The organism is Aeromonas sp. Marseille-Q7275, from assembly GCF_965119515.1.
The window spans coordinates 22,495-43,317 of record NZ_CBCPLW010000026.1 but is presented as its reverse complement, the minus strand read 5'-3'; the positions used below and the strand labels follow the sequence as shown (position 1 = coordinate 43,317).

Annotated in this window: 21 protein-coding genes and 1 pseudogene; 12 read left to right on the top strand and 10 right to left on the bottom strand. The window is 61.3% G+C overall.

The features are described from left to right. Positions 1 to 90: 90 nt before the first annotated feature. A complete protein-coding gene (locus tag ACWPWQ_RS19240; RefSeq protein WP_454010548.1) occupies positions 91 to 1,422 on the bottom strand; it encodes an aminotransferase class III-fold pyridoxal phosphate-dependent enzyme in 1,332 nt (443 codons plus the stop codon). Positions 1,423 to 1,594: 172 nt separating this feature from the next. Here ACWPWQ_RS19240 and ACWPWQ_RS19235 point away from each other — a divergent pair, with 172 nt between their 5' ends. From ACWPWQ_RS19235 to ACWPWQ_RS19225, 3 genes are all read left to right on the top strand, one after another. Continuing rightward, positions 1,595 to 2,137, top strand: coding sequence for a cupin domain-containing protein (locus tag ACWPWQ_RS19235; protein ID WP_139437613.1), 543 nt, complete (start codon positions 1,595 to 1,597; stop codon positions 2,135 to 2,137). A 198-nt stretch (positions 2,138 to 2,335) separates the two neighbouring features. Next, a complete protein-coding gene (locus ACWPWQ_RS19230) occupies positions 2,336 to 3,832 on the top strand; it encodes an aldehyde dehydrogenase (RefSeq protein WP_454010547.1) in 1,497 nt (498 codons plus the stop codon). 125 nt (positions 3,833 to 3,957) lie between these two features. Beyond that, positions 3,958 to 4,125: a hypothetical protein gene (locus tag ACWPWQ_RS19225; RefSeq protein ID WP_454010546.1), complete on the top strand. Its 168-nt coding sequence runs from the start codon at positions 3,958 to 3,960 to the stop codon at positions 4,123 to 4,125. On the opposite strand, the gene ACWPWQ_RS19220 is transcribed toward ACWPWQ_RS19225, so the two are convergent. After that, complete coding sequence (locus ACWPWQ_RS19220; protein WP_241672803.1) at positions 4,126 to 4,446, bottom strand: helix-turn-helix transcriptional regulator; 321 nt, start codon at positions 4,444 to 4,446, stop codon at positions 4,126 to 4,128. Positions 4,447 to 4,448: 2 nt separating this feature from the next. Further along, positions 4,449 to 5,801 carry a type II toxin-antitoxin system HipA family toxin gene (locus tag ACWPWQ_RS19215; RefSeq protein WP_454010545.1) on the bottom strand — a complete coding sequence of 451 codons (1,353 nt, stop codon included), beginning with the start codon at positions 5,799 to 5,801 and terminating at the stop codon, positions 4,449 to 4,451. 208 nt (positions 5,802 to 6,009) lie between these two features. Between ACWPWQ_RS19215 and rarD the strand changes: the two genes are divergently transcribed. The 3 genes from rarD (at position 6,010) to ACWPWQ_RS19200 (ending at position 8,493) form a co-directional block, all read left to right on the top strand. Next, positions 6,010 to 6,906, top strand: coding sequence for an EamA family transporter RarD (gene rarD, locus ACWPWQ_RS19210; RefSeq protein WP_247627688.1), 897 nt, complete (start codon positions 6,010 to 6,012; stop codon positions 6,904 to 6,906). Between the two features lie 56 nt (positions 6,907 to 6,962). After that, the gene (locus tag ACWPWQ_RS19205; protein ID WP_265435557.1) at positions 6,963 to 7,766 is read left to right on the top strand and encodes an AraC family transcriptional regulator; all 804 of its coding nucleotides are present in this window, start codon (positions 6,963 to 6,965) and stop codon (positions 7,764 to 7,766) included. Positions 7,767 to 7,848: 82 nt separating this feature from the next. Continuing rightward, on the top strand, positions 7,849 to 8,493 hold the full coding sequence (locus ACWPWQ_RS19200; RefSeq protein WP_454010544.1) for a LysE family translocator: 645 nt from the start codon (positions 7,849 to 7,851) through the stop codon (positions 8,491 to 8,493). A 92-nt stretch (positions 8,494 to 8,585) separates the two neighbouring features. Here ACWPWQ_RS19200 and ACWPWQ_RS19195 read toward each other — a convergent pair whose 3' ends face one another. After that, the gene (locus ACWPWQ_RS19195) at positions 8,586 to 9,245 is read right to left on the bottom strand and encodes a chromophore lyase CpcT/CpeT (protein WP_193558742.1); all 660 of its coding nucleotides are present in this window, start codon (positions 9,243 to 9,245) and stop codon (positions 8,586 to 8,588) included. Positions 9,246 to 9,481: 236 nt separating this feature from the next. Here ACWPWQ_RS19195 and ACWPWQ_RS19190 point away from each other — a divergent pair, with 236 nt between their 5' ends. Then, entirely contained in the window at positions 9,482 to 9,931 is a 450-nt protein-coding gene (locus ACWPWQ_RS19190; RefSeq protein ID WP_454010543.1) for an SRPBCC family protein, read from the top strand. Positions 9,932 to 10,010: 79 nt separating this feature from the next. On the opposite strand, the gene ACWPWQ_RS19185 is transcribed toward ACWPWQ_RS19190, so the two are convergent. Continuing rightward, positions 10,011 to 10,676, bottom strand: coding sequence for a hypothetical protein (locus ACWPWQ_RS19185; RefSeq protein WP_454010556.1), 666 nt, complete (start codon positions 10,674 to 10,676; stop codon positions 10,011 to 10,013). A 201-nt stretch (positions 10,677 to 10,877) separates the two neighbouring features. After that, positions 10,878 to 11,378, bottom strand: coding sequence for a DUF1993 domain-containing protein (locus ACWPWQ_RS19180; RefSeq protein ID WP_202047919.1), 501 nt, complete (start codon positions 11,376 to 11,378; stop codon positions 10,878 to 10,880). 280 nt (positions 11,379 to 11,658) lie between these two features. On the opposite strand from ACWPWQ_RS19180, the gene ydfZ reads away from it, so the two are divergent. Then, the gene (ydfZ, locus tag ACWPWQ_RS19175; RefSeq protein WP_043132242.1) at positions 11,659 to 11,856 is read left to right on the top strand and encodes a putative selenium delivery protein YdfZ; all 198 of its coding nucleotides are present in this window, start codon (positions 11,659 to 11,661) and stop codon (positions 11,854 to 11,856) included. Between the two features lie 110 nt (positions 11,857 to 11,966). Here ydfZ and ACWPWQ_RS19170 read toward each other — a convergent pair whose 3' ends face one another. Next, a complete protein-coding gene (locus ACWPWQ_RS19170; RefSeq protein ID WP_265435553.1) occupies positions 11,967 to 12,308 on the bottom strand; it encodes an SH3 domain-containing protein in 342 nt (113 codons plus the stop codon). 210 nt (positions 12,309 to 12,518) lie between these two features. Beyond that, complete coding sequence (locus ACWPWQ_RS19165) at positions 12,519 to 13,481, bottom strand: DUF4397 domain-containing protein (protein WP_454010542.1); 963 nt, start codon at positions 13,479 to 13,481, stop codon at positions 12,519 to 12,521. Between the two features lie 95 nt (positions 13,482 to 13,576). On the opposite strand from ACWPWQ_RS19165, the gene ACWPWQ_RS19160 reads away from it, so the two are divergent. The 3 genes from ACWPWQ_RS19160 to ACWPWQ_RS19150 all read left to right on the top strand — a co-directional run bounded on the left by ACWPWQ_RS19160 (position 13,577) and on the right by ACWPWQ_RS19150 (position 16,368). After that, entirely contained in the window at positions 13,577 to 14,362 is a 786-nt protein-coding gene (locus ACWPWQ_RS19160) for a hypothetical protein (RefSeq protein ID WP_454010541.1), read from the top strand. A 167-nt stretch (positions 14,363 to 14,529) separates the two neighbouring features. After that, positions 14,530 to 15,423 carry a LysR family transcriptional regulator gene (locus tag ACWPWQ_RS19155; protein ID WP_454010540.1) on the top strand — a complete coding sequence of 298 codons (894 nt, stop codon included), beginning with the start codon at positions 14,530 to 14,532 and terminating at the stop codon, positions 15,421 to 15,423. A gap of 204 nt (positions 15,424 to 15,627) precedes the next feature. Continuing rightward, positions 15,628 to 16,368 (top strand): hypothetical protein, encoded by a 741-nt coding sequence (locus tag ACWPWQ_RS19150; RefSeq protein WP_454010539.1) that lies wholly within the window; start codon positions 15,628 to 15,630, stop codon positions 16,366 to 16,368. 112 nt (positions 16,369 to 16,480) lie between these two features. On the opposite strand, the pseudogene ACWPWQ_RS19145 reads toward ACWPWQ_RS19150, so the two are convergent. Both ACWPWQ_RS19145 and uvrD read right to left on the bottom strand, forming a co-directional pair. Continuing rightward, positions 16,481 to 16,666 (bottom strand): annotated as a pseudogene (locus ACWPWQ_RS19145) (hypothetical protein); the annotation flags it as partial. 558 nt (positions 16,667 to 17,224) lie between these two features. Next, on the bottom strand, positions 17,225 to 19,396 hold the full coding sequence (uvrD, locus tag ACWPWQ_RS19140) for a DNA helicase II (RefSeq protein WP_342059310.1): 2,172 nt from the start codon (positions 19,394 to 19,396) through the stop codon (positions 17,225 to 17,227). A gap of 409 nt (positions 19,397 to 19,805) precedes the next feature. Between uvrD and ACWPWQ_RS19135 the strand changes: the two genes are divergently transcribed. Further along, positions 19,806 to 20,804, top strand: coding sequence for a BMP family lipoprotein (locus ACWPWQ_RS19135; RefSeq protein WP_005326140.1), 999 nt, complete (start codon positions 19,806 to 19,808; stop codon positions 20,802 to 20,804). The last annotated feature ends 19 nt before the right edge of the window (positions 20,805 to 20,823 follow it).

Genomic DNA, 20,823 nt, shown 5'->3' with positions numbered 1-20,823 from the left:
ATGGGTCATTCGCGTCATCCCTGCGCGCGGCCGTGGGCATCAGGCACAGGAAAAGGGCGCCCGGCGGACGCCATGTAATCGGGTGAAACGTTATTCCTGGGTCTGCAACACGTCCTGCAGCAGGGTGAAGAGGTCATCGATCTCGCTGCGCTCGATGATGAGGGGGGGCGACAGGGCTATGATGTCGCCGGTCACCCGGATCAGCGCCCCCTTCTCGAAGCAGCGCACGAACACCTCGTAGGCGCGCTTGCCCGGCGCATCCGGCATGGACTCAAGCTCTATGCCTGCCACCAGGCCGTAGTTGCGCACATCCTTCACATGCTTGCAGCCCTTCAACGAATGGGCCGCCTCTTCCCAGTAGCCCGCCAGATCGGCGGCGCGATGGAGCAGGTTCTCGCTGCGGTAGATCTCGAGGGTCGCCAGACCCGCGGCGGCGGCCACAGGGTGACCCGAGTAGGTGTAGCCGTGGAACAGCTCGATGGCGCCCTTGCCGGCGGCCATCATGTCGTCATAGATGTGGTTCTGGACCAGCACCGCCCCCATGGGGATGGCGCCGTTGGTGAGCCCCTTGGCGCAGGTGATGAGGTCGGGGATGACGTCGAACTCCTGGGCGGCAAAGGCGGAGCCCAGGCGACCGAAGCCGGTGATCACCTCGTCGAAGATCAGCAGGATGCCGTGTTTGGTGCAGATCTCCCTCAGCCGCTTGAGGTAGCCCTTGGGGGGCATGATGACGCCGGTGCTGCCGGCGATGGGCTCGACGATGACGGCCGCTATGTTGCTGGCATCATGGAGGAAGACGATCTTCTCCAGCTCGTCGGCCAGGGTGAGATCTTCCTCCGGCAAACCCCTGGTGAAGGCATTTTTCCCAATGTTGAGGGTGTGGGGCAGGTGATCCACCCCCCCAAGCAGGGAGCCGAACCACTTGCGGTTGCCGGGAATGCCCCCCACCGAGATGCCGCCGAAGCCGACCCCGTGGTAGCCGCGCTCGCGACCGATGAGCCGGGTGCGGGTGCCCTGACCGCGGGCCCGCTGCCAGGCCAGCGCTATCTTGAGCGCAGTGTCGACAGATTCGGAGCCGGAGTTGGTAAAGAAGACGTGGCCGAAGCCCTTGGGGGCTATCTCCACCAGCCGGTTGGCCAGCTCGAACGGCAGAGGGTGGCCCATCTGGAACGTGGGGGCGAAATCGAGGTGGGAGATCTGCTGGGAGACCGCCTCGGCAATCTCGCGCCGACCATGGCCCGCGTTGCAACACCAGAGCCCGGCGGTGCCATCCAGTATCTTGCGGCCATCCTCTGAGTGATAATACATCCCCTCTGCCGACTTCAGGATGCGCGGCGCCGCCTTGAACTGCTGGTTGGCGGTGAAGGGCATCCAGAAGGCGGACATGTCGGAAGGGGTATTGATGTCGCTAATCGGTTTCATGGTCACCTCATCCTTAAGGCGTTTAGTAACACTTGGCTTATGCCTATTAAATTAAACACCTGAATCCATAAAAAAGGGCCTTTCATCGCCCTGCTTGGTGTCACCCCCCAGGGGTGGTATAAGATATTTAACACAATTTTAATAATAGTAAACAGTCAAGGAGTGTCTATCGATGGATATCGGTCACCGCCTCAAGGCGGTTCGCACCAAGGCGGCCCTCTCCCAGCGCGAGCTGGCCAAGCGCTCCGGTGTGACCAACGGTTTTATCTCCCAGATCGAGAAAAATCAGGTGAGCCCCTCGGTCGCGTCGCTGCGCAAGGTGCTGGAAGGCATCCCCATGTCGCTGGCCAGCTTCTTCACCGATGAGACGGAGATGGATTCCGAGGTGATCTTCCGCGCGGACGACATGCCGGATCTCGGCACCCACCCCATCAGCTATCGACTGGTGGGCCACAGCCGGGCCAACCGCGCCATCGGCATGATGCAGGAGGTACTGCCCCCGGGGGCCGACACCGGCGACGACATGCTGAGTCACGAGGGGGAAGAGTGCGGCATCGTCATCAGGGGACAGGTGGAGGTCACCGTCGGCGAGCAGGTACACCTGCTGGCCCCCGGGGATGGCTACTACTTCGACAGCCGCACCCCGCACCGCTTCCGCAACGTGGGGGAGCAGGAGTGCATGCTGATCTCGGCCAACACTCCGGCCAGCTTCTGATCCCCATGGGTGGCCAGGGCCGCTCGCCCCTCCACGAAACGGCCCTGCTGCCTGGGTAAGGTCCGCCGCAGATCGGGGCCTTTCCTCGGGCACCGAGCGGCAAGTGTTTAATGAATTGTTACAAGATGGATTTACAAGCGGCAGGATGTTTAGCATATTGATACGCGAAGACGTTTTTTGCCGGTTCAAGGAGTGAACATGAGTGACCTGACCCTGGCCCAGTGGCAACACAAGGCCGCCCATCTGACCCTGCCCTCGCAAGCCTTTATCGACGGCAGCTACCGGGATGCCGTCAACGGCGCCACCTTCGATTGCATCAACCCGGCCAACGGCCAGCTGCTGACCAAGGTGGCCTCCTGCGACGCCGCCGACGCCGAACTGGCGGTGCAGGCCGCCCGCGCCGCCTTCGACGACAAGCGCTGGAGCGGGCTCTCCCCGAAACAGCGCAAGCTCGTCATGCAGCGCTTCGCCGAACTGATGCGCCTCAACCAGGTGGAGCTGGCCCTGATGGAGTCCCTGGACATGGGCAAGCCCATCGGCGATGCCATGGGCTATGACGCCCCGGCCGCCGCCAACTGCATCGCCTGGAACGCCGAGGCCATCGACAAGATCTACGATCAGGTCGCCCCGGTGGAAGAGTCCGCCCTGGCCCTGGTGACCCGGGAGGCGCTCGGGGTGGTGGCCGCCATCGTCCCCTGGAACTTCCCGCTGGTGATGGCCTGCTGGAAGCTGGGCCCGGCGCTGGCCACCGGCAACTCCGTCATCCTCAAGCCGTCCGAAAAATCCCCCCTCACCGCCCTGCGCATCGCCGGCCTTGCGAAAGAGGCGGGCATCCCTGACGGCGTCTTCAACGTGCTGCCGGGCTTTGGCCATACCGTGGGCGAGGCGCTGGCCATGCACATGGACGTGGACTGCATCACCTTCACCGGCTCCACCAAGATCGGCAAGCATCTGGTGCAGTGCTCCGGCAAGTCCAATCTGAAACGCGCCTTTATGGAGTGTGGCGGCAAGAGCCCCAACATAGTGCTGGCGGATGCGCCGGATCTGGACGCCACCGCCAGGAGCGCCGTGGGCGCCATCTTCTACAACCAGGGCGAAGTGTGCACCGCCGCCTCCCGCCTGCTGGTGCAAAACAGCATCAAGCCGCAGTTCATGGAGCGCCTGCTGGCCCATGCCCGCGAGTGGATCGCCGCCAACCCGCTGGATCCCGCCACCCGCATCGGCGCCATGGTGGACGGCATCCAGATGGAGCAGGTACTGAACTACATCGCCATCGGCCAGCAGGAGGGCGCCAGGCTGCTGCTGGGAGGCAAGCGCACCCATGCCGAGAGCGGCGGCTTCTATATCGAGCCCACCATCTTTGACGATGTGACGCCGCAAATGCGCATCTTCCGCGAGGAGATCTTCGGCCCTGTGCTGGCGGTGACCGGCTTCGACACCCTCGAAGAGGCCATCGCCCTTGGCAACGACACCGACTACGGCCTGGCGGCGGCGATCTGGACGGCGGATCTCAACAAGGCGGTCAAGGGCTCCCGCGCCCTGCGCGCTGGCACCGTCTTCGTCAACAACTGGGATGGGGGCGACATGACGATGCCGTTCGGCGGCTTCAAGCAGTCCGGCAACGGCCGCGACAAGTCACTGCACGCCCTGGAGAAGTACACCGAGCTGAAAAGCACCTGGATCCAGCTCGATTAGCGTCGAATATGACGAGATCAGACAACAAAGGGGGAGAAATCCCCCTTTTTCATTTTTACCCTTTCCTCAACGGCCTCAATCGATATAATCATCAAATAGACAAGCCCTTAAATATAAAGATAAAAATGCTGTTTTTTCTGGGAAGTGTACTGTTTCTGGTGGTGGGTCTGCCGCTGCTTTTCTTCATGCTGGGCCAGGGTGAGGCCTATGTGACCTGGGGTCCCTGGATCTCCGCCATCGTACTCATGCTGTGGCTGCTCATGGATGTAGAGAAGATCCGCCGTGGTCGTTGATCATTCCCACTCATCATCAACCAGTTGATCGGCAATCTGTTTTTGCAAACCCAAGTTCAATGGTGTCAGCCTCATCTTCAATCCAAATGGCCGGAATACCTGATCGACCGTCTTCATTGAAGGAGTGGCAGTATTGCGTTCGATTGCTGACAAGGTGCGTCGACTGATTCCAATGAGACTGGCATAGCCCTCCTGATCCATCCCTAGCATCTCTTTGCGCAACTTGCGTAGCAGGTCGCCTTCGTGGATGACGCCACGATGCAACTTGACCAACAGTTCACGCAGCAGCTCCTCACGCTCCTCTATAGATAGTTTCTTCATCCTCATGCCCCCCACTGCTCAATCCAGACCGTCAGTCTTTCATCGAGCGTATTGAAATTGAATGTCGGCATATTCAGGATGGAAACGGGCACTCCACGTCGAGCCAAGCGTTCCGGTAACCCCTTGAGCCTTAGTGCCAGCTCGGTCAACGATGCCAACAAGATGTCAGGCTCAACCCTGTGTGACAGGCGTTGCGCAATGGCCACCCAATCAAACTGCCCTCCCTCTTCGAGCCCCAACCCCCACTGTGTCGTGCGACGGATCCCCTCTGGATCGGCTTTCATGGGGGCAAAGTCGTAGACTGGCGCGAGCCAGATCCCCTCGTCGCTCTTGAGCAATGCCGTATTGCGGCCATGGTTGTCCGAATTTCCAAAGACCACGTTGAGCAAGTCGCGTCTGACCCACTCGATCACAAATGCAGCGCTGTTGAAACGAGCGTTACGCTGTCGGGCCTCCCTCTCCAGCATGGGCAGCAAGGTATCGAGGATATCCAGATGGTTAAGGTCCGAGCCTGGGGCTGCGTCCATCACGCTATAGACAGATTCCACTCCGAAGCGAACCAATTTTTGCTCCTGCACCGCTACATCAAAGCGGGGAAGCCACAACGAAGGGTATTTGCTCCCTTCGTCAAGACGCATGCCATGAATCGGTATCGTATCGATCCCCAAGGCATTAAGTTCTTGATAATAGTGATACTCAGCTCTGAGGATATCCTGGTCAATGGCGCTGCGATTGTTACGCGGGAACTTGACCAGATAGAACTCATCCAGGCAGTAGGGGTCATCCTGAAAAGTGTCTATCCACACCTCCTGATTGCGATTTTGCCGCAACAACAGCTTGGGGGCCTCTCCACCGGCCCCGGTCGCACCACCGCTGGCGGCCCCCATCTGCTGGGCATATTCCAGAAAGTCGGTATCACGTTCCAATACCATAGCCACAGGGAAGCGCAGTTGTGTGACCCGGCTCTGCTCGGGTATCTGAGTCGCGACTCTCTCTACAGCCTCCTTGATGCGCAAGTTTCCGATCGGAGCAATAGTGCCGAGAGCCAGAAGGGTACGGTCTTGTCCCTCTTCACCCAAATGTCCGATGTCGAGCTGCCTGACCCAGTAACGGCGCGCACTGCCCGCTGGCATAATGTCATCGAGAAAACGAAACCAGCCACCATCATGAGGGATCATCAGCTCAATGGGGTACCTCAAGGCACAGGCGTGCCATCCCTGTGTTTGATGCAGATGTTCAAGGGCATAATCAAACTCATAGGCGAGCCGGGCCGAGCGCTTCCCTCCCTCATTCAGCCGCAAACGGGCTGCATCACACCACCCCTTTTCACCATAAATCTGGATAGTCAGTTCCATCACACCTCACCATGTGAGTTATTTTGCTCAAAATTATGACGTCCTTCATATTTTGAGAATTATATTACTCAAAAATAGATCCTTCAGTAAATTTTGAGCAAAATAATTCACATCAAAACATGGTTCTTTGTTCCCGCTACGGTACTCGTTACACTCATTACCCCGTGAGCTCCAACACCCACAACAAGCCATAAGGCAACATTCACGCATGCAGCAACAGATCCAGCGCCAGGGCATCATCTATGCCCTGTGCGCCTATACCCTTTGGGGCCTGGCGCCCATCTACTTCAAGACCATTTCCGCCGTCCCGGCCGCCGAGATCCTGACCCACCGCATGATCTGGTCTTGCGCCCTGCTGATGGTGCTGACCCTGATCGGCCGCCAGTGGCACAAGGTGCAGGCGGTGTTGCGCCAGCCAAAAGTGCTGCTCACCCTGGCCTTCACCTCGGTCACCGTCGGTGGCAACTGGCTACTGTTCATCTGGGCCATCAACAACGGTCACATGCTGGATGCCAGCCTCGGCTACTACATCAACCCCCTGTTCAACGTGCTGCTCGGCATGGTGTTTCTGAGCGAGAAGCTGCGCCGCCTGCAGTGGTGGGCGGTGGGACTGGCGGTGATAGGGGTTGCCGTCCAGCTCATCGCCTTCGGCTCCCTGCCCTGGATAGCCCTGGTGCTGGCCTCGAGCTTCGCCATCTATGGCCTGATCCGCAAGAAGCTGGCCCTGGATGCCCTCACCGGCCTGCTGATCGAGACCATGATCATGCTGCCGCCGGCGGCCCTCTATCTGTGGGGATTCGCCGACAGTCCCACCAGCCACCTCACGCAAAACGACTGGCACCTGAACCTGCTGCTGATCGCCGCCGGGGTCGTGACCACGGCGCCCCTGCTCTGCTTCACCGCCGCCGCCACCCGGCTCAAGCTCTCCACCCTGGGCTTCTTCCAGTACATAGGCCCCAGCCTGATGTTCATCCTGGCGGTCACCCTCTACGGGGAGGCGCTGGCGCTGGACAAGATGATCACCTTCGGCTGCATCTGGAGCGCCCTGGTGCTGTTCAGCCTGGACGGGTTGCGCAGCGGCAAGCGGCGCCAGGAGGCTGGCTGAGACGCCGGCGCAATAATCTACAAGCCAAGGGGCGGCTTTCGGGTTATCAATAGGGGATGAACGCCCCCCAATCCCGCATCCACTACTGGCAATCCCGGCTGCTGCCGGGGGTTGAACTCTCCCACTCCCATCACAGGGAGTTCAGCTATGGCCGCCACGTGCACCTGGACTACCACATTGGTCTGGTGCAGCAGGGCGGCCAGAAGTTCATCCACAAGGGCAGCAGCCACAACCTGGTGCGCGGCCAGCTCTCCACCGTCAACCCGGACGAGATGCACGACGGCCTCAGCCTGCTGCCGGAAGGGTACGAGGTGCGGGTGTTCGCCATCGCCCCCGAGCAGCTGGCCCGCTGGCTGCCAGACAAGCCGGAACCCTTCTTCGACAAGGGGCTGCAGAGTCGCCCCGACCTCTATCAGGGCTTCGCCCGGTTGCACATGTATCTGGATCAGCCCGAGCCCGACGCCCTGCTGGCGGAGAGCCAGCTCCTGGCCCTGCTCGGCGAGCTGCTGCACCTGGCACCGGAGCGCCATGCCCTGGCGGATCCCCAGATCCGGTTCCTGCGCGACTACCTGCTCGGCCAGCTGGACGGGCACCACAGCCTGGAGGATCTGGCCGCCCTGTTCGGGCTGGATCGCTTCGCCTTCCTGCGCCAGTTCAAGAAGAAGACCGGCATGACCCCCTACGCCTGGCTCAAGCGGCTGCGTCTCGAGCGCGGCAAGCACCTGCTCGCCCGCGGCCTGCCGGTGAGCGAGGTGGCGCTGACGGTCGGTTTCTTCGATCAGAGCCACTTCCACCACGGCTTCCGCCAGGCCTTCGGGCTGACCCCGGCGGACTACCGTCAGCAGATGCTCCCCGGCTGACCGATCCCGCTGCAATCTTTTACAAGCCAGCCCCTGCCTCCATCCCCCATGCTGCTGCCTCATCTTTGTAGCGAGGTATGCCATGTTCACCAGCCTGTTTCTGACCATAGGTCTCATCCACCTGATCGCCCTGGCGAGCCCGGGCCCGGATTTCGCGCTGATCCTGCGCACCAGCCTGCACAGGCCCACGGCGCTCGGGGCCGCGCTTGGCATCGCCATCGCCATCCTGCTACACGCCACCCTCAGCCTCACCGGCATCAGCCTGCTGATCGCGAGCCAGCCCTGGCTGTTCCTGGCGGTGAAGGTGGTGGGCGCCCTCTATCTGGGCTGGCTAGGCTGGGGGGCCATCAAGGCGGCGCGCTGCAGCGCCGCCACCCAGGCACTGCGGGCTGGCGGGGAGTTGCAGGGCTGGAATCGGGGGCTGAGAGCAGGGATCGCCACCAACCTGCTCAACCCCAAGGCGCTGCTGTTCTTCATGGGATTGCTGGCGGCCATGGTGACACCCCAGGTGGATGGCCTGACCCGGGGCCTGCTGATCCTGGAGCTCTTCCTGCTCTCCCTGGCCTGGTTCGGGCTGCTGGCCTGGAGTCTCTCCACCGCCCGGGCCCAGCGGCTGATCGGCCGGGTGCAACGGCCCCTGAACCTGGTCACAGGGCTGCTGTTCGGGGCGGTCAGCCTCTCCATCCTCATCGATCTCCAGGCGCACTGGCCTGGGCTCGCGACATAAACGGGACTGGGCGGGCGAGCGGCTGCGAAGCGCCGACCTCAGCGAGCACCGCCAGAAGCGGGAGATGCCAACGTGATGCGGCGCCGCCAGGGTCACTCCCCCCGTTGCTTCACCTTGCGCAGGTAGAGATACCCCTCCCCCGGGCTGCCCCAGCGCTGGCGGGCGCCGTTGTCATAGGCCCTGTCCAGCAGCCTGACGCTGTTGGGACCTATCCAGAGGTACTGCACCAGGGTAGTGGCGCCGCCAAAGTCGGTGGCGCAGCTGCCGACCTTGCTGTGGCCCGCGTACTCTCCGCTGGCCTGGCGGGTCAGCCAGATCTCGCAGCCCTGGCGCAGGGAGAGCTGCTGCGGGGTGAGGGAGTCGAGCAGCTCGGGCTGACGCCAGGCCCCGGCGAAATCCGTGGCCCTCGGCATGGTCAGCTCGGCCATCAGGATGCGGCCATCGGGCAGCGGGGAGAAACGGTAGATGCGCTGACGGAACGGGCGCACCGCCCGCTCGGTCAGGAACTGCTCGGCATAGACCCAGCGAAAGGGGCCTTCTCCGGGCCAGATCTCCACCAGGCGCAGCTCGGCGCTGGTGAAACGCGGGTCGTAACCGGCCTGCTCCTGGCTGGAGAACTCGCCGGTGAACCAGGAGAGCAGCGGCTCCATCTTCCCCTGCACCGGTGACGGACTGGCCACGAAGGGAACGGGGTTGGCCCACACCAGGCAGCCGTAAAACAACCCCAGCAGGGCCACCATCAGCTTTGTCATCGAATCCTTCCGAGTCGCTTGCATGGCGGCGATTATATGAGCGAACGGCGGCAATAACCTCTACCTTGATCAACTCCTCGCCAATCCGCTGAAAAATCACTGTGTTAGCGAAGAAGTACGACGCAGGAGAGCGGCGGGGCCAGGCATCCTCGCCCACCCGGCCCAGCACCCGGCCAGCGGCCAACTCCGGCGTGGGCGACTATTCTTGCTGCGGACCCACCGAGGAGGCATCCCTCATGACGACTGGAACCGTGACACTGCACCGCGTACTCAAGGCCCCGCCGATGCGGGTATACAGAGCCTTTATCGAGGCGGACGCCCTGGCCAAATGGCTGCCGCCCCATGGCTTCACCTGCAAGGTGGCGCAGCTGGAGGCCAGCGTCGGCGGCAGCTTTCGCATGGCGTTCTCGAATTTCGCCACCGGCCACAGCCATGCCTTCGGCGGCGAGTATCTCGAGCTGGAGCCGGGCAAGCGCATCCGCTACACGGACCGCTTCGACGACCCCAATCTGCCGGGGGAGATGCACGTCACCATCACCCTCACCCAGGTGCTGTGCGGCACCGATCTCGCCATCGAACAGGCGGGGATCCCGGCGGCCATCCCGGTCGAGATGTGCTACCTCGGCTGGCAGGAGTCCCTGACCCAGCTCGCCGCCCTGGTGGAGCCGGAGCTCCCGCCGGGCTGAGTGGCGCCCACGAAAAAGCCTGCCATCTGGCAGGCTTTTTATTGATGGCGACCTCGGTGCACCCAGCCGCCATCCGGGATCAGTGGCCGAGTGCGTTGTCCAGCGGGAAGGCGAAGAGATCGCGGCGATAGGTCTCGACCACCAGGCTGAACGGCACACCATCACCCCGCGAGAGGAGGGCGCTATGCTGCAGCACCCGCTCGGGGATCGCCAGCGGCTGCTCACCGCTGGTGAGGGTGGGCATCTGCATCTCCCAACCGGCCGGCAGGGGCGCCCAGAGCAGGGTGGAAGAGAGGGTCCGGCGGCTGAAGTTCAGCGCCTTGACGGCCAGGCCAAACGGGGTATCGCTGGTATCGAGGAGCCGGTTCATCTCGGGTGTGAGGCGGCTTTGCACGTACCAGTTGTCCGCTTCGGAGAAGACATGATCACCGCAGGCGAGCTGTACCCGGCGATAGCCGACGGGCTCATCGGCCGCGATCTTGAGCTGCTCACGAACGGTGGCATCGGCCGGTTTGCGGGTGCGCTGATCACGCAGGGCGCGGATGCGCGGCTCACCAGCCATCCGGTGGTCGGCGCACCAGTTTTGCAGGGTGACGGTGGCGCTCGGGTTGCTGAGCAGGGTGGCATTGAGGGTCTGCAGCAGCGCCTGCGCCTTGAGACGGGTGACGGGCGTGTCAGGCCAGCTTGCGGCGACGCTTTCCTGCGCCTGTACGGCGCCATGGCACAGCAAGGCTGCCAGCATCATTACTCGAATCTTCATGTTTTTATTACCCTTTCCACTTTTACGCCGGATTGTAACCGCGGGAGGGCCGAAGACCACGCCTTTATGCCCTGAGCCGTCTCCAGCGGTCAGGCAGAGGGCTCTGGCTCGACACCCGAGCGCTCCCGTTCGCGGATAAAAGAGCCTGCCGGATGGCAGGCTCTCTCTATTCCCGGCGTTATGACCTTATTGCAGGTTCAGGCCACCCAGGTAATCCCGCTTGCCCAGATCCACCCCGGCCTGGCGCAGCAGGGCATAGGTCATGGTCAGGTGGAAGTAGAAGTTAGGGATGCCGTACTCGTGCACGCAGCTGTGGCCGTCCATCCCCTTGCCACCGGCCCAGTAGGGGTAGTAGTGGCCGCTCGCATACTGGCTGAAGTCGGCGTCCAGCTTGCTCTGCAGATAGGCGAGGGTCTTGGCCACGTGGGCGCGCAGATCCGCCATGGTCTTGGGATCATCCCCCAGCACCGGCGGCTCGCTCAGGCTGGCGGTGGCCACCAGGGCGCGGGCGCTGTCACAGCAGATCAGCACCTGCTTGCTCAGCGGCAGCATGTCGACGATGAGGCGCTCATTGAAGAAGTTCTCCACATTGAATTTCTTCGCCTCGGCATGGGCCTCGGCCTTGGCCAGGCACTGGTCCAGGTTGGTCAGCATCTTGATGAACTGGGCGGCAATTTCACGATTCATAATGCACTCTCGGTTGGTTGAAGGCAGTAAAACGAGCGGCTCCACTATAGCGCATCCCCCTTGCAGTTCGAGCCGGGGGGATGAAAAGCGGGGGCGCCCTCCCCGCCCTGCGACAGGCAGTGGCGGCCTTGGCGACCCCCTTGCCAGCGCGCCAGCGCCGCTTCGAGTCCCTCTTTCCCCTTTTCTTGATCTGTGACAGGCATCCCGTTTTTCGAGGGGCGTAGTCTGGGGCCCGTTGCCCCGGCACGGGCCGGGGCGCCCATCCCACAAGGAGAATGCCATGAAGATCTACGACAGAAACCGCAATGTGCTGACCCTGGGCCAACGGGTGATGATTGCCGCCACCGGCGCGGTCGATACCCTGAAGGAGGCGCACACCGACAACCTGACCCCCTATGAGGCGGAGCACGAGAAGTGCGTGCTGCTGGCGAACAGCCAGGAGCGTTACGCCCCCATCGAGTTGATTAGACTAGGCTGATCCCGCTTTCCGTCACCCTACTCTTTACAATTCACCCGGCCGCCGCACCCTCCGGTGGCCGGGTTTCTCCCTCCTCTCTCCTTGCTCCACTCTTTGCCCTAGCCACCACCTTATGAGGGCGAGGCGATGCAGCTTGCCGGTATCCAGCCTGAGCCCCCCGTTTCGTTGTGAACCCAGAGCCAGCCTGCCAGCTCCCGCTCCACCCTCACCCGCTCCCCCACCGCCACATCCAGCTCCCGGGCGCTATAGTCCTGGCGCGCCAGCGCCTCCCCCGCGCCGGTCGGGGTCAGCAGCGACAGGGGCGCCCACCCTTCGTTGCCATCTGCGGTAAAGGTGCGCACCCAGCCCGGAAATTCGTCATCCTCGTGGCCGGTGCGCACCCGCTCCCCGGCCCGAAAGGCGATGGGATTGGGATAACAGGTTTGGTGAGCCAGGGTGATCAACGCCAGCATTGTCTCTTCCTCCGACAGGTTCTGTTTGGTGACGCCCCGAGTCATACCACAACCCGGGCCTTGCGGCTCGATGCTGGCAGCATCTTTTGGATCGCGACCCCGGATAGCCAGGGTTCCAGCTCCGCCGGGATGTCGACAGGCCATAAAAAGACCCAGACTGAAGGGCTCAGTCCGGGTCAGATTGCGAGTCGGCTGACTCGCAGAGGAGCATCACTTGCTGCTGACATCGTCCAGGATCAGCAACTCGGGATCCACGCCACCGACGCTGTCAGACAGAGCCGCGGCTGTCAGCACCTGACCATTGGCCAGGGTGACTGGCAGGGGGCCGATGACCGGGCTCTTGTCACCCGAGGCGGTGACGGTGACCTGGTAATCCCCGGCGGCAACCGCAAGATAGCCGCTGCCCCCCTTGAAGGGCACGGCCTCGAGTACTGGGGTGGCGCTGCTGATGTCCGACCCCGTCGTCAGATAGACGTCCACCGCCGGTGCCGTGGGGGCGGCATGGAGCACGCGAAGTTGTGCCTCCGTCGCCACCGCGCGACCGCTGTCGGTCAGCAGCAAGGGCTCTATGGTTTCACCGGCGGGATCCAGCAACTGGCCCACGGCAAACAGGGAGTAGCGCACCCCCGCCTTGAGCGGCACGTCGCCGGCATTGATGACTTCCGGCGTAGCGGCCCCGGTTGGCGTGACCACAAAGTCATAATCGGCGGCGGCCAGCTCCAGATAGCCGGTATTCCCCTTGAACGCCAACCCCTGCAGCGGGGCTGCGGTCGGCGCCACACCATTGACCCGGATGTCCACGGCCGGGGCGTCGGCAACCACATGGACCACCCTCAACTGAGCCTGCTCATCGGCAGACAGCAGGGGGGTGGCGCCAGCACCGTCTATGGCGAGCAGCTGCACCGGGCTTGGCCCCGCCCCCAGGTTGTCGATCGCCGCGATCAGCAGATCAGCCCCGGCATTGAGTGGCAGTGGGCCTGAGTCATAAACCACATCCACTGTCCCCGGCAGGGTCAGCCTGATCTGGTATTCGCCTGCTGGCAGGGTGAGGGGGTCGCTGCGTCCACGAACGGAATGCTGGCCAGCGTCGGACTGGTCAGGGCGGCCTTCCCCCAGCCGGCAGAGAGCGCCTCGCTCACATGCCGGCAGCTCCCGCCCCCTCCCCTCTGCCATTCATTACTTCTAGTGAATTTTCATCAACCGAGTGCCATTTCAGTGAACACTGCAGCGCCCTAGACTGCTTCTCGAACCTTAACGAGGAGTCTGATATGAAATTCCCCCAAGTCGCTTTGCTGGCCGGCGCCATCGCCTCGGCCCTCTCTTTCAACACCTTCGCCGGTGACCTTGTCTCGGTGCAGTTCAGCGATGGCCGCCCCGCCGTCAGCGGGGTCGAGGCGGTCAACGGGGTGCTCAACCCCATAGGCGTCAACGTGGTCACCGTCGACATTCCCGACGCGGCCAGGCCGCTGCTCGAAGCCTCCCACCGCCGCGCCCTGACCAAGGCTGAGCACGGCGCCCTGATTGCGGCCTTCAACCTGAGTCAGGCCGAGCTGCTGGAGCAGGCCAGGCTCGCAGGGCGCGAGCCCGCGGTGCAAGGGGGCGGCGTCGCCACCGAAGAGACAGGCGTCGGCCCCTACCCCAAGGTCTATGACCTGATGGCGCTGGACGAGCACACCCGCAGCGCCGTGCTCGGCAAATATGGCCGCATGCACGTCAACTCCGCAGAGGACGGCACCGACATCGACGAGGTGATGACTGTGGTCAGCGGCGGGCCGTTCCGCTGGGGCTTTACCCTCAAAGACGGCAGCATTGCCCGCTTCCAGATAGACAAGGTGGGCCTGGAGGACAAGGCCGTGCGAGTCAGCTATCACGGGCTCGGCATGCACGCCGGGCTGATGGACGCCAGACAGGGGCTGCTGGTGGCCTTCGCCCACGGCCCCGAGGCGTTCACCATGCGCTACCAGGCCGACGTGCCCCACGCCCAACTGCTCGGCACCAACCCCTGGGCCGATGTCGGCATCACCCTGCCCCCCGCCCCGGGCAAGGCGCAATAAGCCTCCTCCATGGAGCAGGCGGTCGGGCAGCAGCCCGGCCGCCTCGTCATGCCCCGCGTTTCCATGATGGCGGGCTGCCGATGGCCCTCATTGCAATTCGCACTATCGCGATTAAAGTGCGCAATGATGGCATCATCATTTACCAGTGGTGAATTAACGGGGGCAGGATGAACAAGATCACGGCGCTGAACGTCTTTCGCCGGGTGGTGGAGATGGGCACCTTCAAGGCGGCGGCGGACGACCTGCACCTCTCTCAGGCGGCGGTCAGCAAGAACATCAACGAGCTGGAAGCCTTTCTCGGCATTGCGCTCATCAACCGCACCACCCGGCGGCTGAGCGTCACCGAATCCGGTATGGCCTACTACGGCCAGATATGCGGTGTGCTGGACAGCCTGGAGGCCGCCGACCAGTCCATCATGGCCGCCTCCTTCACCCCCAGGGGCAGGCTGAGGGTCGGGGTGCCCATGTCCTACGGGCTGATCCGGCTCAACCCGCTGATCTGCGAGTTCCAGCGCCGCTATCCGGCGATCAGCATCGAGGTGATCCTGAGCGACGCCTACATGGATCTGGTGGATCAGGGGCTGGACGTGGTGATCCGGGGGGCTGCAACGCTCGATGACTCCACCCTGCGCGCCAAGCCCCTGTGCGAGGTGCGGCGAGTGCTCTGCGCCGCCCCCGACTACCTCGAGGAGGCGGGCAGGCCCGCCCGGCCTGAGGATCTCAAGACCCACAACTGCCTGCGCTACAGCCTCTCCTCCTCCCCCCGCAAGTGGTTCTTCACCCGGGAGGCGGAGAGCGTGGCGGTGGAATTGAAGCCCGCCAGCTTCTGCGCCAACAACGGCATCGCCCTGAAACAAGCGGCGGTGCAGGGGCTTGGGGTGATCCTGGTGCCCAAAGAGTTCGTGTCGAGCGAACTGGCGGACGGCACCCTGGTGAAGCTGCTCCCCGACTGGCAACCCGACCCCCACGCCCTGTTCGCCGTCTACCCCTTCCACAAGGAGCAGTCCCCCAAGGTGAGGCTCTTTATCGAATTTATCGTCAAGGCGTTTCAGTTGCGGTGACCCAGGCAGGCGGGAGCCTGAGGTTTGTGCCTCTCGGGCGAAACGCCGATAACCCACCTCTATGCGGCATGTAGGTTCGATTAGCGAAGCGTAATCGGACGATTGCGTAATCGAACCTACAGCCTATTCGAACCTATTGCTCTGGGATAAACTGGCTTTGGCTATTTAATATGGACATGAAGTCGAGAGCTATTGGGGAATAAGATGATTGTCAATTTTATACAAAAATGTGCATCAGCAATAAAAAACACCATGCTTTTTTATCAAAACCACAGCATTGCAATATCGACTTTCAGTGTGATTGTTTTTACAGCAGAATGCTACTTCATGGTCACATTTTACACTTCTTATTTTGGTTTTGATTTTTTCATTTTCGGCGGAATGTCTGACATATATCAAATGGCTTTACACCAAGGAGTAATAATAAAACTATTGTTGATATCATTTTCTTTGACTGCTATTCCGATTTCTCTTTATAGTTTCTTGACAACCACTGTAAAGAATAACGTTACCACAGACGAAAAACTCTATAAATCTCGTGAGATATTGCCAATAATAATTATAACTTTTGTATTTTTTGGCTTTTTAAGTTCACCCATGCTTTTATCTTTTTCATCTAAAATTGACGCAGAAGAAGTGAAAAATGGTTTTTCAGCAAGATATAATATCGAGACAAGCAACGACTCAATACAGTGCAACTCAATTATTGGCGCAACATCGAGCTATGTCTTTATTTTGGATCACAAAAGCATGATTACATCTGCATTACCAAAATCAGAGATAAAGGCTTTAAGTCTTGTTGTTCCACCACCACCGAGTAATAGGTCGCCTGCTCCGGGGCGGGATTATAAGCAGAAGATTCAACTTCAAAAAGAATTACAGAAAAATTGGTCATCTACATTAGAAGATAAATGCCATCAATCTGTTATATGGATTGAGTGGTAGCGTATAACACTGTTACATATACTTCTAAAAAATAGGCAAAAATAGCGCAACATTTTAAAGCCATCGTAATCAAATATAACGACCAACCCGGCATAAAGCCGAGTTGGTGAAGTCAGAAAACAATGAACGTTACAGCGCTTCCAAAACTGGTATACGCCGTCACCAACCATTTGGCGCCAACGTCATCGAACTGTCTGGACGACACCTTCCTAAATTTTGGATGCAGAACCCGCTGGCCAAACTTGATGCCGCTGGAGTCAAACAGCTCACGCGCATCGTTCTGACTAAAGCGGCCAAACAAGGAACAATCCCCCTCCAATCCGCCGAGGGTCAGAGGCAACGTCAGGGACGCCATCAGGGATGATGGCGTAGCCGCAGTCGGCACAGGGATGTGCCGTCTGCGGCGGCCCGTCCGACGTTGGCTCTGGACCGAGGGCACTGGCGAAGCCAGCGGATTGGCGGGGGTGGCCTTTCTTTTGGTGACTTTTCTTTGGCCACGCAAAGAAAAGTCACTCGCCCCAGCCCGAAGGGCGGGCGAAACCCCGTCGAGGGCCATGCCCTCGCATCCTGCTCGGCGCCAGCCGTGCCAAGATACAAAGCCATTTACGAACCCCCTCATCCCCAACCCTTCTCCCGCAAGGGGAGAAGGGAGCAAAGACGATCACGGGAACAGGCCCCTCTCCCGCCATGGGAGAAGGGGGCAAAACTATCTCGGGAACAGGCCCCTCTCTCACAAGGGGGGAAGGGCTCAAAGACGATCTCGGGAGCAAGCTCCCCTCCCGCGATGGGAGAAGGAGGCAAGGGCTATCTCGGGGATGATCCCCTCTCCCGTTGGGAGAGGGCTAGGGTGAGGGGATTAGAGCGCTTCCAATCTGGCATAGGCCGTCACCAGCCACTTGGCGCCGACGTCGTCAAACTGGATCTGCACCCGGCTCTGCTGACCGACCCCTTCAAAGTTGAGCACTATCCCTTCCCCGAATTTCGGATGGAGCACCCGTTGGCCGAGCTTGATGCCGCTGGCGTCGAAGCTCTGCTGCACCTCGTTCTGGCTGAAGCGGCCGTACTGGGTGGGTCTGCTCACCTGGGTGCGCAGCCGGATCTCTTCCAGGCACTCGGCGGGCATCTCGCGGATAAAGCGGCTCGGCTTGTGGAACATCTCGCGACCGTAGATGCGGCGGCTCTCCGCATAACAGATGTAGAGCTTCTCCATGGCGCGGGTCATGCCCACGTAACAGAGGCGCCGCTCCTCCTCGAGCCGCCCCGACTCCTCGGTGGATTGCTGGCTGGGGAACATCCCTTCCTCCACGCCGACCAGCAGCACCAGGGGGAACTCCAGCCCCTTGGCGCTGTGCAGGGTCATCAGTTGCACCGCATCGGCATATTCGTCCGCCTGATTCTCGCCGGACTCCAGCGCCGCATGGGCGAGGAAGGCGGAGAGATCGCTCATCTCCTCCAGCTCGTCCGGGCGCTGGTACTGGCGGCAGGCGGTGACCAGTTCGTCCAGGTTCTCTACCCGCGCCTGGGATTTCTCGCCTTTCTCCGCCAGATACATGGCCTTGAGGCCGGAGTTCTGGATGGCGATGTCCGCCTGCTGGTGCAGGGGCAGCATGCCGACCTGCTCCTCCAGCGCGTCGATGAGATCCACAAAGCCGCGCACCGCATTGCCGGCGCGACCGGTCAGCACCTTGTCGTTCAGCAGCGTCTTGGCGGACTGCCACAGGTTCTGGCCCTGATCCCGGGCGTTGTTGCGCAGGATTTCCAGGGTGCGATCACCTATGCCACGGGTCGGGGTGTTGACCACCCGCTCGAAGCTGGCGTCGTCGCCTCTGTTGTTGATAAGGCGCAGGTAGGCCATGGCGTCCTTGATTTCCTGGCGCTCGAAGAAGCGCAGGCCGCCGTAGATGCGATAGGGCATGGCGTCCTGCATCAGCGCCTCTTCCAGCACCCGTGACTGGGCGTTGGAGCGATAGAGGATGGCGCAGTCGGCGAGCAGGCCGCCCTTCTCCTTCCAGTCCTTGAGGCGGCCGACCACGAAGCGGGCCTCGTCCACCTCGTTGAAGGCGGCGTAGAGGGAAATGGGATCCCCCTCGGCCCCCTCGGTCCACAGCTCCTTGCCGAGCCGCTCGGCGTTGTTGGCGATGACGCTGTTGGCGGCTTTGAGGATGTTGGCGGTGGAGCGGTAGTTCTGCTCCAGACGGATGGTCTCGGCCCCCTGATAGTCGGTCAGGAAGCGCTGGATGTTCTCTATCTTGGCGCCGCGCCAGCCGTAGATGGACTGGTCATCGTCGCCGACTATCATCACCTTGCCGGACTCCCCTGCCAGCATCCGCAGCCAGGCGTACTGGATGCCGTTGGTGTCCTGGAACTCGTCCACCAGTATGTTCTGGAAGCGGTCGCGGTAGTGTTCGAGGATGTGGGGCTTGTTCAGCCACAGCTCGTGGGCGCGCAGCAACAGCTCGGCAAAGTCCACCAGCCCGGAGCGATCGCAGGTCTCCTGATAGGTCTTGTAGATCTGCTGATAGGTGCGGGTGACGGGGTCGCCGTAGAGGTCGATGTCGCCGGGGCGCAGGCCTTCGTCCTTCTTGCCGTTGATGTAGCCCATCACCGCGCGGGGGGCCCAGTGCTTCTCGTCGAGGTTGAGCGCCTTGAGCACCCGGCGAATGAGACGGTACTGGTCGTCGGAGTCGAGGATCTGGAAGTCCTGCGGCAGCCCCGCATCCAGATGGTGGGCCCGCAGCAGGCGGTGGGCGATGCCGTGGAAGGTGCCTATCCACATGCCGCGCACCCCGTCGCCTATCACCTTCTCGACCCGGCCGCGCATCTCGGCCGCCGCCTTGTTGGTAAAGGTCACGGCGATGATGGAGAAGGGTGAGCAACGCTCCACCTGCATCAGCCAGGCGATACGGTGCACCAGCACCCGGGTCTTGCCCGAGCCGGCGCCCGCCAGCACCAGCAGATTGCTGCGAGGGGCCGCCACCGCGTCTCTTTGCTTGTCGTTGAGCCCGTCGAGCAGGGTTGAAACGTCCATCACCACTCCTGTTTATTTATACAGGCGGCGATTATACGGCCTGAGCGGCCAGAGACCAAGTCGAGGTGCGGCGCCTGCGTGCCCCTGCCGACAGAAGCGCTCTGGCCGCCGGATTTGGTGCCGATGGAAACCACTTTTTTCATCGCCGGAGGAAAACGCTTGCGTATAACCTCATGAATAGAAACACAAATGTCATTTGGCGCCTATTAATCGCAGCATTTAACTCTGCAAACAAACCTAAAAACAAACACTTATAAAGCAATTTGCTTATATTTCAAACCGTTAACGCAAACGTTTTTCCTCTATGATCCCCTTGACCCACAGGCTGGCTCACTTACAGTTAGCCAGCGTGCTTTATGACCTGCCAAGACAGGTTGTGGACCCTCACATAACAATCAAGGATACGATCGTGACTAAAGTGCTCAAGCTGGCCACCGTGGCCGCCCTCACCCTCGCTGCCCTTTCTGCCCAGGCAGCCTCCGAGCCCGCCGTCATCTATGACACCGCTGGCAAATTCGACAAGTCCTTCAACGAAGCCGTGTTCCGCAACGGCGTCGAAGTCTACAACAAGGACAAAGGCGTCAAGGTCAAGGAGTTCGAACCCCAGAACGAAGCCCAGCGTGAGCAGGGTCTGCGCCGTCTGGCCAGCCGTGGCAACGGCCCCATCGTCGCCGTCGGCTTCAACATGGGTTCCGCGGTAGAGAAGGTTGCCACCGAATTCCCGAAAACCCAGTTCACCATCATCGACATGGTGGTCGACAAGCCGAACGTACAGTCCCTCATCTTCAAGGAGCATGAAGGCTCCTTCCTGGTGGGTGCCCTGGCGGCCATCGCCTCCAAGAGCGGCAAGGTCGGCTTCGTGGGCGGCATGGACATCCCGCTGATCCGCAAATTCCAGTGCGGCTACGAGCAGGGTGCCAAGTACATCAATCCGAAGATCGACGTATACCAGAACATGACCGGCTCCACCCCGGCGGCCTTCGCTGACCCGGCCAAGGGTGCCGAGCTCGCCAAGTCCCAGTTCGCCAAGGGCGCCGACGTGGTCTATGCCGCCGCCGGCGGTACCGGTATCGGTGTCTATCAGGCTGCCAAGGACGAAGGCAAGCTGGCCATCGGCGTGGATTCCAACCAGAACCACCTGCAACCTGGCACCATGCTGACCTCCATGGTCAAGGATGTTGGCCTGGCCGCTTACAAGTCCTGGGATGACGCCGCCAAAGGCAGCTGGAAGCCGGGCATCCAGACCCTGGGTCTGGCGGAAGGTGGTGTTGACTGGGCGCTGGACGAAAACAACGCCAAGCTGATCACCCCGGAGATGAAGGCCAAGGTCGAGAGCATCAAGGCCGACATCATCGCCGGCAAGATCAAGGTGCACGACTACATGAGCGACAACTCCTGTAAGTACTGATACTGCGAGTACCGAGTCT